The following is a 17906-nucleotide window of genomic DNA, read 5'->3' on the forward strand; positions in this document are numbered from 1 at the left end:
GTTGATGCTCATGTCAAATTTCGATAGGGACTTTAAAGGCTTCTATACAATATCTCCATTTTTAATTTTGACTTATACCTGAAGTAGAAAGAGATAACTTACTGTTTTTGGTTGAGATGAACTGGGCTGGCTAAACTAAAGATACTAGTAGCAGGAGCTATCAGATTAAATAGAGAAGACGCCTGCATAACACTCTAGAAAACGGTCGATATGGGTTGTGCCAAAGGCGGAAAAAAACGCGTTTCTCTGTTGAGTGCTACGCTGCTTAGTGCCACCTGTATGATAGGTTCGGGCTGGTTGTTTAGTGCACAGCTTACGGCAAACTATGCAGGTAATTGGGCTTTTGGAGCTTGGGTATTAGCGGCGCTTTTGGTCTTGATGGTTGGCTTGTGCCTAAGCCGTGTCGTTGCATTCTACCCAGTCCGTGGAGCCCTCGCTCAATCCAGTGCATTGTCGCACAATAGTATTTTTGGAATGCCATTCGCGTTTGCTAACTGGTTTGGCACATTAATGGTTGTTGCGACCGAGGCGCAGGCAACAACCCAATACCTCTCATCTGCTATAGATTCCTCTTTGTTAATTGACAATCACACCTTGACTCCTTGGGGGAAGGTTCTCGCGTTAAGTATTCTTTTTGTATATTTGCTGATTAACTATTATGGAATACGGTTTCTTGCCAAGATTAACAATGTTGTCACTGTTCTAAAGATATTTACTCCCACCTTTGCAATAGTTGTATTGCTTATAGTTGTATTTAGTAGTGATACAAGTGGGTCAAATTTTTCAATTGACTCTAATCAGGAGTTTGGGTTTGGAAGCGCTTTTTCCGCTGTTATTGGGGCAGGTCTAATATATTCGTTTAATGGCTTTCAGATCAGTGTTGCCTTTGCCAGTGAGATAAAACATCCCAAGCGTAATATTCCTTTGGCCGTTACTTTATCAATTACAATAATGACGCTTGTTTATCTTGCATTGCAATATGCTTTTATGGCCTCAGTGCCGAACGATCTTCTGGTGGAAAATGGTGGTTGGCAAGGGATTAATTTTGACTCGCCGCTTTTGGACATGGCGACACTGCTTGGCTTGCACTTTCTTGCAATGATACTACTTGCAGACAGTGTGATAAGTCCCTCGGCATCTGGATATACTTATTTGGGAGCCTCGTCAAGAATTCTATTTGCAATGGCCTCTGTAGGGCAAATGCCGCGATGGTTAGCTGTTTTAGATCCTGTACATAATTTATCAAGGCGCTCGATGCTTACTAATTGGTTGATAGCAGCAGTTGTACTTGCTCATGCTGATAGTTGGGCAGCACTTATGGTGATCGTATCTGGCTATCATATAGTTGGATATATGGCCGCCCCCATCAGCATGGGAGCACTTGAACCTAGCACGAGATACTTTGGGGCTGCTGTTTTTGCTGTACTGGGGGTGCTCATGATTACCATAACTTCATCATCCCTTTTGTTGGTGTGCGCCTCTTTGTCAGTACTTATCTGTATTTATGCATCATTGCATATTGCCAGTATTGGGGTTAAGAAATTATCTGTGTTAGTTCTGCCGTTTATTATATATTTATGGATTTTATATTTTATCCAGTATATTTGGGCGGTAATTGTTTTTTCAGTTGCTTTTTATTTGTTAATATCTTCGAAGCCCTATGTTAAATTTTGCAGGGTATATAATAAGCTGTAGCTTGATGTATGGTTTTAAATGGTTGGTGTCTGTGATATTAGTAAAAGATTACAGGGTGTTGGGTGGATCCAAGTACATGAGTGAACCCTTTTGCCAAGGCCAATTCTGACAGGGTCAGTTTAAGTTATTGAATGCCTGATAATAGCTATCATTTTATCCGCAAATATATTGGTAGATGGCAATAGGGGGTGTTCGAGTATAGCTCGCGCAGTAATATCAACTTGAGGAAGCCTATTAATTCTTGTTTGTTTAATAAGTTAGTACTTTTCTCCAAAAAATTACGGTTAACACATTTAAGTCCGGGGGAGTGCCGGGTTTTAACTTTTACTACACAGCCCTCCTGGAGGCTCACTTTCGGAGGGAACATAGTTAGTAGGCTGATGTGATAAATTGCTCAATTGTCAGAGCTTAGAGAGCCGTCTTACAGCTTTCTCTCTCCACTCTTTGGATAAGGGTTGTAGTTGACTTGCAGCCTGGAGTACTTGCTTGGTATCGGGAAATTGCTTATCAAAAAAAGCTCTGAACATAGATCGTATGTCGATTGAGTTTGGAGCTTCAGCTATCTTACAAATCGAATCCCCTTCTTTAATATGCCCCTCCTTAATAACCCTAAAATATACACCGCAATTAAAGCTACTAGTGAGAATCTTGGCTGCAGCGTCATTATCTAGGGCCATGCTTAGCTTAAAGCAGGGTATTCTGGGTTGACTTACCTCAAGGATACAACTGCCTATGCGGAATTGGTCTCCAACAAAGATATTTTGTTCTCGAAGCCCTTCTACAGTTAAATTCTCACCAAATGCGCCATACTTAAGGCTCTTTCTGCCTAACAGGTCTTCCCAGTAAGGGTAGTGGTCATTAGAAAACGCATATATGGCCATATCTTTGCCGCCATGATTTTTTAAGTCTGCCTGCTCATCTCCTTCCAAATTATTCTTTCCAACAAAAAGTTTTCCTTGGACTGGCTTCTTGAAGATCCCCGTTGTTACAGTTTTACCCCTGTATTCGCAATCTACTTTTTTGGATACGTTTATAGAGAGGAGTTTCATATTTTCTTATTGGTAGATAATTTATGCAGGACCTGGATCTTAGCAAAATATACGCTTAATGCACAGCTATCCTATGTTGCTTTAATGTCCTATAGGACGGCTTACATATATCTGTTTATTGGTTAATGGTTGGAAGATTTATCCCGATACCAGCGCCAGCGATCTTCTTCGTACTCATAGCATATATTATCGCAGTGGATCTTCTTCTCTACGCACCAGTCTTGATTTTCATTATCTCTAATGCAGTCATAGTAGCTATTCTTACAGGTTTTTATACACCTGTTTCGAGCCTCACGATCATGAAGTTCTCCAGCTCTTACATTCACAAAGAGGCAGGAAGTCAGTGTAATTAGAATTGTGATTAGATAGCGTAGCTTTGGCATGGTTAAACGCCGTTTGATTTTGCTCCTGAAGAGTAATGTCACTAGCGATAAATCAGTAAAATATTTGTTGGTTGGTTTGCTGGCAGGCGGGTGTGCAGATGATGAGTGCTAAGCGTGTATTTTCTGATAGAGTGAATGCCACTGTCCTTAGGCTAGGCGGCAACTTTTTTTGAGTTGCCGCCTTACATTGTGATGAGATTTTTATCCGTTGGCAGTGGCCAATTGGTCAATTACCTGTTGTATTTTATGTTTATTGTTTTTAATGAGTCGATCTGAGTGAATCTTGAGTGAATCGATATTGTCGTATTCAAATAGACCGACATGGGGTTCAGTTACCTCTACATTGAGATAGTCATATTTGATCTTTACATTGTTGGAGAGTAATGACGCAATTTCCAGGGCGTGCAATTGCTGCTCATCCATTGATCTTTGAACACTTGAGATAGCATCTCGTGCCCACTGTAGTATGCCCCAGTTTTTCAGGTCTTTATATTTCACCTGCGAACTGGTTAGCGGGGAGGTGCCGGACCCAAGAATCAGCACATAGTAGTTCTTGTGAGGGAACTCTTTGATGATATCCAGGAGCGCAACACTTGCAGGGTTGTTGGCAGAAATACCTGCGTCGGCAAAGTATTTATGGCCCACTTCTTTGCTGTCAGCCATAAAGCCAACTGGGGGAAACAGTGAAACCCCACTAACTGCAGCTGTGACCAGTTGATATAGGCTGTTGGTAGGAAGCTCACTGGTATCTCCTCCTCGGTTTTTGAAGAGGTGAAGTTCACCAGTATTTACACTGAGTGAGGGGATAATCACATAATTTTTCAAATCGGTGAAGTTAAGCTCTGGTGTATAGTGCTTCTCCATCACTTTGTGAAGGCGGCGGCCCAAATATTTTGGAGAAAAAAGACCGGATGCCGTAAGCAGTTTATGATACCAAGGGGTTGAAAACAGATAATTACTTTTCGACTTGTATAAGTTAATAAGCAAGTCTGTTTTTGAATCGACATTGGCATAGCTTTTAGCCAGGTGAGATGAGCGGACATTCAACCCGGTAACAATGACAGCGCCCGTCGAGACACCACTAAACACATCGAAAAGCTCGTCAACTGGTTGCCCCAGTGCTTTTTCCAAGTGCTTAATGACATATAGTGGTATGAGTCCACGGATACCACCACCGTCAATGACAAGTATGTTGATCGTATCTTTATCATTGAGATGATTGCGTATCGCAGTCTCATCCTCTTGCACGGGTGAGCGATAAAATGTTGCGCTTGCTGTAAGGATGTAGTTGTACAGATAGGCGCAGGCAGTGAAAATCACGATGATCACTGTACATATAATAAGGAAATAACTGAGTTCCATTTCTGCACCTATAAGGTATTTACGTCGCAAGGATATAGACACCGAATCTTTGATATTGACTAAATGGAGAGAGCGGGTTTTGTCGGGTAAGAAGGGGGGGCGGAAAAAACGTATGATATTACTTTTTATGGGTTGAACGGTCCGTAGTTTTTTCTCGGTTGTAAGGGCTTTCGGTGAGAAAAAAGTGCGATTTCTAGGTCTGTGCGTCTTATTTTCAGTTTTCTGGTAATGATTATTTCGTATATCGATTTTTTCGAAATTATCGATATATCGATGATGACCGGATGGTTTAATATGAGCTGAAGATGACTATTTAGTTAAATATCAATAGTTTGATGCTGGATGGAGTGCTGTCCTAATTTAGGATAATACACATTTCAAAAAATAAGTGTATTTCTGTATTAACCCATTAATTTTTCAGTGCTTTTTGCTTGACTGAAAATTCCGCCTTTAGTTACTTTTCACGCATAGAATCTTGAGTGTCCACAGAGTCCAGCCTTATTGGCTGACTCCCAGCAGGATTGATATCAGCGCTTGGCGTACTGGCTGGTATCAAATTTGCCCTTGATAGCGCTTGCCATGCAAATAGCCAAAAAGCTCTCGGTGGCTGAAAAGAGGGGCTCAGCAAGGAGAGGAATGCTTTTTAAATGTATTGAGCAGGGTTTTGGCTTCTTTAAGGCTTAGCAAGTGTGCCTTGAATGAATTGGCCCCGGCATTTACTCCCAGAGAGATCAATTTCATCACTACATTGAACGCGAGTTCTGATTTTAGGTAGGGGGTAAATGCCAGAAAGGCATTAAATATAGACTGATGAACTCTGTTTAGTAACTCTTGTATATCTGGATTGCTGGTTGATATCTTCTCGGCCTTTTTCTCAAAGGCTTTTAGCTGATTGACATACTCTGAAAATAACCTGAGATTAAACACAACCGTTCTGTGCTCTTTATATCCGGCAATGATGGTGCTGAGTGCATCATTGATCTTGCGTAAGGCTATGTAATCATTTCTTGATAGGTCGGTATAAGAATCGGAGAGATAGCCGATCGTATCTCTCCGTAGCTGACAAAACTCAAATAAGTGTTGATCATGCTTCTTTACTTCCAGAAGCTGATATATTTTCGCGAAAATGAAGACAAGAGCAATTGCCGGCAATAGATAGAGCACTACTCAAACTCCTTTTCATTAATTGGCTTCTTGGGCGCGTTTTTCCTAGTGGGAGGTGAATAAGAGAAGGCGTTGTCCATCAACTTTAAAAACCTGTCCCTATATTCTTTATTATCTGCTGCAAGCCGGTCAATTTCAACTTGTCGGTCCTTCAGGCGCCCACTGTACATCCAGAAGAGGAGGTAATGCGCAAAGATGAAAAATATGACAAAGAGGCCATTCTTAAGCCCCACATTCTGTACGAACTGAAGTATATCTTTGAGGATATCAGTCATGTAGTCCCTTACTTCTGATTTTGACAGCTCCTCATGCATTTTTAACTATTGAGACTCTTGATTCAACTTGGTTTAACTTTGAACAGTAATTTTGGTACTTGAGTCTTATTTGCTTCTGTTTAAACCCCGGATATAGCCTTCGTGAGACTGGAGGTGTCCGGCCTTGCAGCGCAAGCCACTTCTCTAGTTTGGGTAGTTAGTCTAAGCATGTGGGGTCTGAAGTAGTGAACTGGTTTCCACTCCAAAGATTTCTTTCATTGCAGTCGGGGTCAAAGGGATCTGCGAGGTCAAATTGCTGATTGCCGTTTAGGGTATTCCCGGTAATCCGGTTGTTTAAGCTATTCGAGTCAGTAACGATAATACCGCCATTGCTTGATAGTATCGATAGCCCATTATTGGATACCGTGTTGCTTGCAATCGAATTGCTTGAGCCGCCACTTAGATTAATGCCCACCTGCCCATTATCCGCCACATTGTTACTTGCTATGTTGTTGAAATTACCGTTTATCAGGATTCCAGCTTCACCGTTATTCTCAATGATGCTGTTAGATACAAATGTGAAGTTGCCGTCAATCTCGAAGCCGTCCTCGCTAAACCCAGAAACGGTAGTAAAGGAGATATTGTTATAGTCTCCCAGGATTTCAATGCCTTCGTCTCCGCCTCCTAGTACCGTACTGCGACTAATGGTGTTGTAATCGCCAAAAACCTCAATACCATCAGAGATGGTTGAAGTAGCAGGACCTGTAATATCGACGTTGGTGATGGTATTGCCGTTGCCGAATAGCAAAATTGCATTTCTTACAGCGCTATTTATTTCCATATTGGAGATGGAGTGGAAGCCTGAGCTGGAGGTGATGACACCATTGGTGCAGTTGGTTAGTTGGCCGTTGCTGAGATATGCTGCGGTGCCCTGTAGGTCTATTGCGTAGAAATCTGTTTGGGTTGGGTCCAGCGATACGCAGCTAAGCTCAAACTCCGCCATATTCAGGCTCCCTGATGGGCCTACAATGGTGAGTGCTACAGGATTGGCGATACTCAACTCGCAATTCAGGTCCTGAGATAGAGTGGTGGGCTCAGATATAGTGTCGCCGCATTCAATGGCCAGTGCGGCCGTAGATAGGGTAAAGACTGCGGCTAACAAACCTAGCTGCTTAAGTACATTCAGAGTCGTGATATCCATGGCGCTACCCCCTGAAAACTTCTCCTTGTTTCCATAATCCAAAGCCTAGCTGTGTTTTGGTGTTGAGGTTGTCGCAATAAAAAAGGGGCTTACGTCAAAAAACGTAAGCCCCTTGAAAATGGCGCGCTCGGGAGGATTCGAACCTCCGACCGCCTGGTTCGTAGCCAGGTACTCTATCCAGCTGAGCTACGAGCGCGTCGAGGAGGCGCACAATATAGATTGGTGTAGGTAGAGTCAAGCATTTTTTTCATATGAAGCACTTTTTTGGTGTTTGGTGGCCGTAAAGCCTGTTTGTCTGTTTCTGCTTTCGCACAAAGGGATTTGGCTCAGGAGCCGTGGGTAGGGCTTTCTAGAGGTTATAAGAGGCTTTCGAGGCTCTACGGCGACTACTGACTAATCGTTCCGCTATTGCTTGTTCCCAGCTGGGTCACATTGGAAAGCTGTGAGGTTCCACTTTGGTTAGCTGTGAGGCTGTTCAGGGTCCCGTTTTGAAGGGATGTTAAAGTGTGGTTCATTCCGCTCTGATTCGACATTACAGAGTTCTCCATGCCGCTTTGGGTGGTCCATGAGCTAATTTTTGAGCCTGTCTGAAACAGTGTTTGTGAATTTTGCATGCCTTGCTGGCTTATATTTAATTGGCTAAAGGAACTGTTGGATTGATTGGCTGACACGGTATTTAGCTCACCAACTTGATCTCCAATAGCAAAATTATTACCGCCTGCACTCTGACCAAGGCTGAATATATTTCCAGTGCCAAATTGTGTAGAGCTGGCAAAATCAGAAATGCTTAAGCTGTGAGATATTCCACTCTCATTTTGATCCCCGATTTGTAAAATTTGAACGGTACCCAGTGAGCTTTCAATCTGTATAGATACTCCGACATTGTTAGTACCATCTTGAGTCATATCCATGAAATTATCGGTGCTATCTATTTGGGTGAGCAAGGTAGTATTAGAATCGCCTTGTTGTAAGGAGATGGCAGTGTCATTAGAAGAGCGAATTTGCGTGCCGGCTGTTCCATTATTGGTCCCAAAAAGTGTCTGGGATAATGTAGTTCCAATAGAATCAATCTGAAAATTTGACAGTGTGTTTCCATCACCATTCTGTAGGATAGTCATACTGGATAATTCAGCATTTTCCTGCTCTAAGTTTAGGCTGGTATTTGCATTGCCTATTTGTGTATGGCTGATGGAGCTATTAAGGGTAGTTCCAAATTGGGTTGCTTCAGAGAAATTATTGTTGCCATTTTGCACTTGTAGAATGGTACTGTTCTGAGTACTGAAGTCGGATTGATCCGTCATTGCCATGTTGCCGGTACCGGTCTGCTGTACAATGGAAGTATTATTATTTGCCTGTAGATGTGCACTGAAAGTAGTAAGTGCAACTGCCATAACTAAAAAATTTGCTTTCATAGTGCGACCTCTAGGGTGTAAATGGAAATAGTAGTTGGATTGATATCAGTAGGATGCGCATACTTGGTTATGTTGCCCTCTAAGGGGAAGTTGATAGTGTCAAAATTGGGGGCTGTTTTGAGTGGCGCTAAGGGCAGTTGTAGCCAAATACTGCAAAGGAGGCTATCAAATTGTAGGAGGCGTCTGGCGAAAGACTTCACGCAACTTGACCCCATTTATGCTCTGTCACTCGTCTCACGGGAAGCCCTTTGGGTAACCCCGGTGCAGCCATCCTTCTCGCGACATCTTGATCAGGTCAATCGGTGCAGGGAAAGTGTTGGTGATCTGAGTTGAAGTTGCCATAGGAACTCAGTGTTAAATTACTAGGAAGAAAGTTCAGGTTTTAGTGCCCATTAAATTCCAAGTAATATCTTCTATTAAAAATTATCTTAGGTTTTAAGTAGTGGATATTGTCAGCGAAGATGAAAGGCCATTAAGCAGACCTCTCCCGACTTAAATCGTAGTACAATTCGAAAAATTGCTACTTGCTACTGATAAATAATACTTGAATTGGAACTTTGGAAGCTGGATATAGCATGTCCGGCAGTATCTGTTATTAAGGTGGGGCCCTTGTATACCCCGAACAGGATGACTTATGGTTGAGATAAATATTAAGGCTTGGATCTAGTTTGCCCTTAACCTCTTGGCGGTTTATTAGCCTTGGCTAACGTGCGATTCTAGTGAATTGATATAACCCATATATATGTCTCGGTCACGCCTGTCTCCATTTGCATCGACTCCTGCCATAATGTCATTGATTAGATTGAATAGAGTTTCCGATAAGGTCTCTGATGCTTCACTCACAGCTTCAAGTCGGACAGACTGGCTTATATGGGTATAGAAGAAGTCCAATAGCCTTGTATCGTGGAGATTTATCGTTGAGCAAGCCAGTTCTATTTGTCGGGCATATATTTTGTATTCCGTCATGACCATTACTCTGAACTTGTAGTCGCGAGGGAGGGCTTCCTTAAGGATATTTGCATTTCTATTATTGTTGTTCTCCAAGTATGCTCTAAAACCCATCATGTCATAGGATGCTGGGGCTTGTTCTTTGTGAGTTATGGTGCTGATAGCCGCGGCACAAAAGTCGGCCATATGAACTCGAAAATAGTGGTATGCATTTTTTAATTGTTCGACTCTTTTTTCTTGTCTTAATTTTTCTTGTCGGTTTGATTGGTATTTTGTAAATTCATTCAATAGTAGCCCAAATGTTGCAATTCCCGTCAGTGTTTCAATGGAGGTTAGTAGATAACCGAGTTCATTGATAGGGTGAATTTCTCCGTAGCCCAAAGTCGTTATAGTTACAATGCTGAAGTAAATGCTTTTTGTGAAATTGAGCTTTTCATTTATACAGGAGTCACACCCACTATATATGGCGGCAAAGATGAAGATTGCTGAAAAATAGCCGACAAGTATTTTTTTCCATGTCAGAAAAGATAGGAAATGTGTCATGTTCTGTGCTCATTAACTATAAGCGATATAATTTGTGCCTGCGTCATTCCTTTTCGGATAATTACGATCGCGCCAGCAAGTTTAAAAGAGGGCTGCTTGCAATCAGTCAATCTGGATTATGGTGACTGTTTTGATCTTACGTTTCTATTAGCATAGTAACGTTAGCTAAGTTGTGAATTATTGAGTCGATACTACAAGGTGTATTGCTTATAGGTTGGTGGTGATGTTGAGAGCATCATTTACATTCATGACTTGATGGGGAAGAGGTTGGCTATATCATCGAGAAGCTCGCCCCTCAATTTTTCTAACACCTAAAACTGCCTGTACACGAGGGGATATAATTATTGCTCTTTAGAAGCGGGTCCTGATACGTAATGCTATTGCATCTAATAATGGCTTTTCGTTGGCTATTTACCCACTGCGGTTCGTCCAATTAATTATTGCTAGTGGAACTCAGTTAAAATCTACCACTTACCCAATCGCTGGTTTTCTTCTTGGGAAAGAGGAGCTGGCTCAGCCCCTGCTTATATAAATTTATCTATATCACTGGCAATTTATGTTTCTGGCAGTGAACGGCCAATTCCATCACTAGCTCCCAGCAATGGGTTCAAGGTGAGGAATACTTCCTAGAAGTTCTTGTATTACGGCCCGGTGACGGATGCCTTATGGTGGAGTTCTGGGGGAGTTGATAGCGGTGGGGCCGACTCAGGCATAAAGGTAGTGCTGGCGGTGATATATGCATGCGGGTTTTACCGCGCTATAACAAAAAAGGGCTTACGCCGTTAAGCATAAGCCCTTTGTTTGTATGGCGCGCTCGGGAGGATTCGAACCTCCGACCGCCTGGTTCGTAGCCAGGTACTCTATCCAGCTGAGCTACGAGCGCGTTACGGGTGCGGATATTATAGATGCCCCTGGTGCAAGTCAACCTAAAGAATGAAAAAACCCTTAAAAATCATTGTGTTGGCTAAAGATTAGGCATTTTGGGGGTATTTAGTGCAAGCCGAGATTTTCTTGGTTGCCGATTGGCTCCCGGTTACCTCTAGGTGGCTGAGAGGCATTTGATTGTTCTTAACTCTAGTAAGTGAAGGGAGCTGCAGCTGCTTTCTCTGTAGCCCCTCCTGTTTGCAAGGTGGATTAGAAGCGGGCTTCCAGCGATAGGTCAAACCCGTTAACGGCTACGATGTCGTTATCGATTGTCTTCCACTGAAGCTTTCCTGAGAACTTATCGGTAAAGTCATAGGTAGCACCAAGGCCGTAAGTTAGATCCACATCTTTTTCACTGTATCTCTCAATTGGAGATATGAGTGACCACCAAGTGGATACAGGTCTGAACTCACTGTCGACTTTGGTGTAGGAAACACCAAGATTCGCACTCAAGGTTAGTTTTTCGAGAACGGGGTAGTGAGCGACACCGCTCAACTGAAAACTGCTGACCTTAAGTGTTTCGTCATCTGCGATGTAGGCATGTTTGTACTCTCCTTCCCATTCGTCATAATAGTTAACCGAGGCGATATATTCGTCATAGGCACTGCCAAAATTGCTGTATGCTGCTTCTACAGAGAAGTGCGGGTTAAATTTATACCCGAGATAAATATTTAAAGAATTTGTTTGATCGCCAAAGCGCTGGCCATCAAGGTAATGATCGGACTGAGCCTTCTGGCCATCAAGGTCATAGTAGCCTAAGCCAAACCCGATATAGAACGGGTTCTCTTCTGCTAAAGTGGCATTAGAGATTGTTAGAGCTAAGGGGACTAATAATAGTTTGGAGATTTTCATACCGGTTACTTCTATTCCATGAAAAGTTTGGTGTAGATGTCGAATTGTATCGCGTTTATATTTTTTTTTATGAACTTGGTCAAGTTATTTTAAATGAGGTGAAATTTCTGAGTCTGAATTCTTAGCACCATAGTAATAGTTACGACTCATGGTGATATTCTGGTTAATGCCGTGAGGGTGTATGTTCGGCGAAGTAGTTTGATAGTAAAGGGCTGGTAGAATTTGGTATTGAAGTATTTTGGTGAGTTTTACATAAAGCTAAATTCAGCTGGATAGCTGTGGAACCCATCAAAATCGCCTTTGCTAAGGGTTGCACCGCAGTGGCGTGCATTTGCATATACCATGCTTATATGGAATAGTAAGTTTGGAAGTATATATTGATGGATATATTGAGGTTGTGGGAGATTTACGGTTGTAAAACCTGCTTTATCATTGATTCTTTTACTGCTGTCCAGATCGGTTGCTTCGGGTAAAGAATCTAAATAATTTAGTGTTTTCTGGATAGTTCTCAGAATAATTTCCTTTGTATTCCCATCTTCTTCAAATATCACAATTTTCTGATCAACGAGTGGGCAGTATCCGCGAAGAGAAAAATTGGCTGCAATTTTTGCATTCTCGGCTAAGCTGAACATGTCAGGTGCCAGCTGCTTGTGAAATATTTCCTGTGGAATTTTAGTCGTAATGGAAAGCAGTTGGGAAAGATGATTATGAAGAAGGCTCTTGATAGATATTTGCATAGGTAACCTGATAACAGCGGAGTGAATTAATTTTTTTGGTGCGCACGTTCCTGGGTATTGCTACATCAGATATTGTGACAAAGTCTCCCAATCAAACCGCCGAGCTTTTCCATCGCTAAATAAAACCTCGATACGCTTGTCCTCCCATCCCAAAACCCTTCCATAGCCAAGTTTTCGATGCCGCAGCCCCTCTCCAGGTTCTGGTTTTCGTATTGGTGCCCGGGGTGCACTGATAGTGGGGTTGTAATCGCAAGCTTCTAAATAGTGGAGCGCTTGGCGTGAAACCGGCACATCAGTGTCGATTTTTTCCGGGCGCTCCTTAAGGGAGTCTGCCATCAATTTACTTAAAGGAAGCTGCATTTCATTAATAAATAATGAAGGCTGCGAAGCCTCGGGATCATTCTTTTTGGAGTCTTCTGCAGGGGCCAACAAGAAGAGTTTTGACTTGGCGCGGGTCATCGCCACGTACATTAAGCGGCGTTCGCTCTCCAGTGACGCGGGTGTGCTGAAGTCCCGTTGGGGCTGATAGGGCATATTGTGCTGGGTGAGGGTGGGGATAATCACTTGTTCCCACTCCAAACCTTTAGCCTGGTGCATAGTCGTTATTTGTATAGCATCCGCTTCGGTTTGTTCACCCTCCCGGTGTTGGCGTTGAAGCTCTTGTAGATGTGCCAGGGCTTCAGCGGGCGGCTGCTTCAGTGTGTCCAGATATTTGCAGAAAGCGAGGATGGTTTGCTGCCTTTCCTCCCCTTGTTGGCGGGTGAAGGCGTCGTCAGCGATTCCGCTGAGAAGTTCCAGTTCACCGATATGGCGACGCAGTAGCTCTCCGGCGTGACCGCGCCAGTTCTCAATCTGGGTAAGCAGGTCTGCCCGTTGGCGCAAGCGTTTGGTCTGGGGCTTGCTCAGGTTTTCAGGTAGCAGGGCAATTAGCTTCTTGCCCCAGCCTTTGTCCAGCGCTGCCAGAGAGGAACAGATGGGCTCCAGGACTTTGCGCGGAATACGCACATGGGGAGAGGTCAGCCATTCATAAAGTCCCTGCTGGCGACGCTTGGGAGGAAGTTCGGCGAATCGACCGGAGGCAATATTTAAACTCCAAAATAAGGGGCGGAGCTCCCGGCGCGAAAGGACGGTGTTGCGGCTTGCTGAACGGTAGGGAATATTATTGGCCAGCAGTGCCAGTTCAATAGGAGCGGCGATAGACCACAGCCGCACCAATACGGCGACCTCCCTGAGTGACTGGCCGTGCTTTTGACATCGGCGCAGGTGCTCTACAAGCCAGCGCCCCTCCTTATCGGTTTTTACCAACTCGATTTCTGTTTGCTGATCTTCATTGGCTGAAACACAGAATATATCGGCGCGATCGCGATTGTTCTCAATAAAGTGGTTGGCGGCCAGGGATAATTGGTGGCCATAACGGAAAGTGCGGCTCAGGTGATAAATATTCGAGGGGGGAAAATCCCCATCGAAAAATGTGAGCAGGAAATCTGGTTTGGAGCCTCGCCATTCGTAAATGGTTTGGTCTGGGTCGCCAATCGCGATGACGTTGCCAGACTTTCCGTAGAGAACTCGCAATAAAAAGTGTTGTATCTCATTGATGTCCTGGTATTCGTCCACCAGGATATCTTCGTAATAGCTGCCGTACTGCTCGGCCATTTCCTCATCCATGCTGAGCAGTATGGCTGGGTCATAAATCAGATCGGCGTAGGTAACCGCATTTTGGCTGCGGCGCCAAGCTTCAAAAGTGCGAAACACCTGCAGAAAATACATGTATTCATCGCCGAGCTTCAGTTCCTGAAATGCGCTGAGATCTCCCGACAGAATCGTTTTGGTGTAGTCAATAAAAAATTCAGCGGCCTCAATCTCAGATTGCTTTCGTGCTCTAATCTCTTCGAGTTCGTGAGTGGGCGCGCACTCTTCAATGGCCTTCCAGATTTGTAATTGGATTGTGGATTGGGGCAGGGGGGATAGGTTGGCAGCAGCGATATGATCATTGGCGATCATGCGTTGGTATAAACGATATCCAACACTGTGAAAGGTATGTACCGCTGGTGTCGAGCCTTCAGTCAGCTGCCGTAAGCGGCGGTCGAAGTCCTCCCGAGCACTGCGGTTGTACATTAATACCAGCAGTCGTTCGGGGGCGATACCTGCATCAAGGCGGTTCTTTATGTAGTGCAACAGAGCAGTGGTTTTGCCAGAGCCGGCAACGGCAATGATCTTGGCGTGACCACCGGCATGATCTGCAATTGCCTGCTGTTCAGAGGTAAGGTTATTTCCGCCCATCGCGCTCTTTGCTCAAATACTGGATATTTTGCCAGTGTTTGATGCTGTCTTACAAGTCGCGCAACCTTATTCGGATGGTTTGTCGCTATCGGAGATTTGATGGTGGCGCAGAGCAAGCTCTGCGATGTAGGGGGAGAGGAACACGCGGCCGCTCAATTCCTGCAGTAACTTGGAGTGGCCCAGGCGATCCAGTACAGCCCCCTTTACCTCAGCCAGATGCAGCTGGATATTTCGATTCTGTAAATCCCGGTTTACTTGTAACAGACGCTCTATCGCTGTGCTGTCGATCCGGTTAACAGACGATAAGATCAGCACCATATGGCGGGTATTGCGATGTCGCTTTATCTCTACAAAAAGTCGCTCCTCAATCGCATTGATGTTGCTAAAAAACAGGTTCTCATCAATACGCAGGAACAAAATCTCAGAGTCGGTTTTCACCGTATGGCGAAGTACATTGCGGAATTGCTCAGTACCCGGTACACGCCCCACAACAGCGATATGTGGCCGGCTGGCTCGCCAGATCAATGTGGCGAATGAGAGCCCGACGCCCAGGGCAATCCCGGTCTCCACGCCAAAAAACACTACCCCGAGAAATGTGCCGGCCATAGCCAGTCCATCGGTGCGGTCGTAGCGCCAGTGGTGGGCCATACCCTGGAAGTTGATCAGGTTTGCGGCTGCAACAATGATGGTGGCAGCTAGCACGCAGATTGGTAGCTCGGTAAAGACTTTGGTGGCATACAGGAGTAGCAGGGCTATTAGCACTGCGGCTATCACGCCGCTGAGAGGGGTTTTTGCTCCACTCTCATCGTTAACGGCTGTCCGTGCAAAGCTGCCGGTTACCGCAAATCCTCCTGAAAATGCGCTGAGAAGGTTGGAGGCACCCAGTCCCCGTAGTTCCGCATTAGTGTTGAGCTTCTCGCCGCGCCGCTGGGCGATAGAGTGGGCAATAGATAAGCTTTCGACAAAGCCGAGCAGGGCAATAATCAGGGCGGGCAAAAGCAGTTTGTAAATCAGCCCCGGGTTAATAGAGGGGATACTTAAGTGCGGTAGGCCAGCGGGAATAACTCCCACAACGGGTAATTCTTTCTCCCAGTGAAAAATAGTGGTAAGCACAATGGCAATCACCACGATAAGCATGGGCGCCAACCGCGAAAGCAATTTGGATCGTGCTGGGCCGACCCCGATTTTCCTGAACAGGAAGGGCAAACCTAGACGGGCGGCAATTAAGCTGGCCAGTGCAATGAGCCCTAGCAGAGCTGCTTCCCGATCGGTTTCGGGCAGGTGGTTAAAGGTGCTGATCAATATTTCGAGAACCGTATCCCCATTGCTTGATATTCCCAGCAAGGGGGCAAACTGCCCGGCAATAATCAGCAGCGCGGCGCCGGAGACAAAACCGTCAACAACCGGAAGGCTCAAGAGGTTAGCGAGGCTACCGAGGCCAAGAAACCCCATTAATAGCAGGATTACTCCACTCAAGAGTGCTAATAATATGGCGCCGGAAATGTACTCGGGACTGCCCGGTGAGGCTATGGGGGTGAGAGCTGAAGCGGTCATTAGGGCGAGCACGGCCACCGGGCCGACGGACAGCACTGAGCTGGAGCCAAACAGTGCGTATCCTATTAATGGGAGCAGCCCAGCGTAGAGCCCTAGATATGGGGGTAGGCCGGCAAGTGCGGCATAGGCGAGGGCCTGTGGGATCAGCATCATGCTGGCCAGGAGGGCGGCAACACTATCTCCCACCAGCCACTTGGGCTGGTAGCGTCGAAGCCATGGAGGGATTAGGTGGAGTAGCCGCATCCTTACACTTGTTTCCGCTCTCTTCCTGCCGCAATTGTGTGAACTGCTCAAACAAGATAGACGGCGGCTGCCTCACCGTTGTGCTTGGGCGCAAGTTACTCCACTGCGGCAGTACGCTTGATCCCGAAGAGTTGGAATATCCCCATACCCGTGAGCATGGCGAGTACAAAAATTACCGCTTTAAGTTGTCCCGCCCCGGTAGCGACAATCGCCGGTCCGGGGCAAAACCCCGCCAGTCCCCAGCCGGCGCCAAATAGAAGGCTGCCCAATACCAATCGGCGATCAACCTGGTTACTTGCCGGCAGGTGAAGCGGTTGCTTCCAGATAGACTGTCCCCGCCGTCTGATGAAATGGAATAGTGGCAGGCCCACGGCGATAGCGCCAAACATCACCAGTCCCAGAGAGGGGTCCCAGGCGCCGGCTAAATCGAGGAAGCCCAGAACTTTCTCCGGGTTGGCCATACCGGAGAGCAATAACCCCAGGCCGAAAGTGAGCCCGGCCAAAAGTGCACTGATATTGGTTTTCATCATCATTGCCCCAGCTGGCTGATCAGGAGGTGTCGCATTAGAAACACGGTTGCGAAGCCCCCAGCCATAAATGTCAGGGTGGCGGTTAGCGAGCGAGTGGAGAGTCGGGACAAGCCGCAAACACCATGGCCACTGGTGCAACCGGAAGCCATCCGCGTGCCCAGGCCCACCAGTAATCCCGCTGCAATTAAGGTGGGATAACCTGCCTGGATATCAATGTCGGGCACTGTTGCAAAGATTTTCCAGGCAAGAGGGCTTATCAATAGCCCCCCGATAAAGGCCAGGCGCCACAGGGAACCCTGGATTTGGTCAAGCAGTCCGCCAATGATGCCGGAGATACCTGCGATACGACCGTTGAAGGCGAGTAAAGCGGCACTGGCGAGGCCAATCAGTAGCCCCCCGGCGAGTGCAGTGCCCGGGGTGAAAGCGGTCCAATCGATGGTCATGGGATTACTCCGCACAGTAGAGCTGGTAAAGGGTTTGCAGCAGGGCGAGTACTCGCGGGTCTGCAACCCGGTAGAAGACGTTTTTTCCTTCGCGGCGTGTTTCGACCAGGCCTTCGCGACGGAGGACACCCAGTTGTTGGGACAGGCTTGGCTGATGAATACCCAGGCGCTCTTCCAATTCGCCTACATTTAACTCTTCCTGGCTGAGCTGACATAGAAGTAGCAAGCGGTCCTGATTGGCCAGGGAGCGCAACATCGCTGCCGCCTGGCCAGCGGAATCGCGCATTTTGTTGAGATCGAGATGTTCAGTATCAGGCATAGGAACTAAATCA

General features: G+C 45.7%; 15 protein-coding genes and 2 tRNA genes. 1 reads left to right on the forward strand and 16 read right to left on the reverse strand.

Annotated features, from left to right (window positions below; genetic code table 11):
* The first annotated feature begins 210 nt into the window (after positions 1-210).
* Positions 211-1695 carry an APC family permease gene (locus tag ACJJIS_RS06515; RefSeq protein WP_475709753.1) on the forward strand — a complete coding sequence of 495 codons (1485 nt, stop codon included), beginning with the start codon at positions 211-213 and terminating at the stop codon, positions 1693-1695.
* Positions 1696-2096: 401 nt separating this feature from the next.
* On the opposite strand, the gene ACJJIS_RS06520 is transcribed toward ACJJIS_RS06515, so the two are convergent.
* From ACJJIS_RS06520 to ACJJIS_RS06595, 16 genes are all read right to left on the reverse strand, one after another.
* Positions 2097-2744 (reverse strand): MOSC domain-containing protein, encoded by a 648-nt coding sequence (locus ACJJIS_RS06520; RefSeq protein ID WP_444897856.1) that lies wholly within the window; start codon positions 2742-2744, stop codon positions 2097-2099.
* A gap of 584 nt (positions 2745-3328) precedes the next feature.
* Complete coding sequence (locus ACJJIS_RS06525) at positions 3329-4489, reverse strand: patatin-like phospholipase family protein (RefSeq protein WP_475709754.1); 1161 nt, start codon at positions 4487-4489, stop codon at positions 3329-3331.
* Positions 4490-5110: 621 nt separating this feature from the next.
* Complete coding sequence (locus ACJJIS_RS06530) at positions 5111-5653, reverse strand: hypothetical protein (protein ID WP_444911155.1); 543 nt, start codon at positions 5651-5653, stop codon at positions 5111-5113.
* A complete protein-coding gene (locus tag ACJJIS_RS06535) occupies positions 5653-5967 on the reverse strand; it encodes a hypothetical protein (protein ID WP_413662626.1) in 315 nt (104 codons plus the stop codon). Before ACJJIS_RS06535 ends, ACJJIS_RS06530 begins: the two co-directional genes overlap by 1 nt.
* 157 nt (positions 5968-6124) lie before the next feature.
* Entirely contained in the window at positions 6125-7108 is a 984-nt protein-coding gene (locus ACJJIS_RS06540; protein WP_413662625.1) for a right-handed parallel beta-helix repeat-containing protein, read from the reverse strand.
* Between the two features lie 119 nt (positions 7109-7227).
* Positions 7228-7304: transfer RNA gene (locus ACJJIS_RS06545), tRNA-Arg, on the reverse strand.
* A 190-nt stretch (positions 7305-7494) separates the two neighbouring features.
* Positions 7495-8520: a hypothetical protein gene (locus tag ACJJIS_RS06550; protein ID WP_475709755.1), complete on the reverse strand. Its 1026-nt coding sequence runs from the start codon at positions 8518-8520 to the stop codon at positions 7495-7497.
* Positions 8521-9213: 693 nt separating this feature from the next.
* Entirely contained in the window at positions 9214-10011 is a 798-nt protein-coding gene (locus tag ACJJIS_RS06555) for a potassium channel family protein (protein WP_475709756.1), read from the reverse strand.
* A gap of 806 nt (positions 10012-10817) precedes the next feature.
* Positions 10818-10894, reverse strand: a tRNA-Arg gene (locus tag ACJJIS_RS06560).
* Between the two features lie 251 nt (positions 10895-11145).
* Positions 11146-11787: an outer membrane beta-barrel protein gene (locus ACJJIS_RS06565; RefSeq protein ID WP_475709757.1), complete on the reverse strand. Its 642-nt coding sequence runs from the start codon at positions 11785-11787 to the stop codon at positions 11146-11148.
* 248 nt (positions 11788-12035) lie between these two features.
* On the reverse strand, positions 12036-12524 hold the full coding sequence (locus ACJJIS_RS06570) for a DUF1993 family protein (RefSeq protein ID WP_475709758.1): 489 nt from the start codon (positions 12522-12524) through the stop codon (positions 12036-12038).
* Positions 12525-12584: 60 nt separating this feature from the next.
* A complete protein-coding gene (locus ACJJIS_RS06575; protein WP_475709759.1) occupies positions 12585-14804 on the reverse strand; it encodes an ATP-dependent helicase in 2220 nt (739 codons plus the stop codon).
* A 66-nt stretch (positions 14805-14870) separates the two neighbouring features.
* A complete protein-coding gene (locus tag ACJJIS_RS06580; RefSeq protein WP_444897845.1) occupies positions 14871-16601 on the reverse strand; it encodes a SulP family inorganic anion transporter in 1731 nt (576 codons plus the stop codon).
* 95 nt (positions 16602-16696) lie between these two features.
* Positions 16697-17131 (reverse strand): DUF6691 family protein, encoded by a 435-nt coding sequence (locus tag ACJJIS_RS06585; protein ID WP_444959741.1) that lies wholly within the window; start codon positions 17129-17131, stop codon positions 16697-16699.
* On the reverse strand, positions 17131-17574 hold the full coding sequence (locus ACJJIS_RS06590; RefSeq protein ID WP_444897843.1) for a YeeE/YedE family protein: 444 nt from the start codon (positions 17572-17574) through the stop codon (positions 17131-17133). Before ACJJIS_RS06590 ends, ACJJIS_RS06585 begins: the two co-directional genes overlap by 1 nt.
* 4 nt (positions 17575-17578) lie before the next feature.
* On the reverse strand, positions 17579-17893 hold the full coding sequence (locus ACJJIS_RS06595) for an ArsR/SmtB family transcription factor (protein WP_282932131.1): 315 nt from the start codon (positions 17891-17893) through the stop codon (positions 17579-17581).
* Positions 17894-17906: the final 13 nt, after the last annotated feature.

The sequence above is a fragment of the Microbulbifer maximicatervae (SeqCode) genome (genome assembly GCF_056231245.1).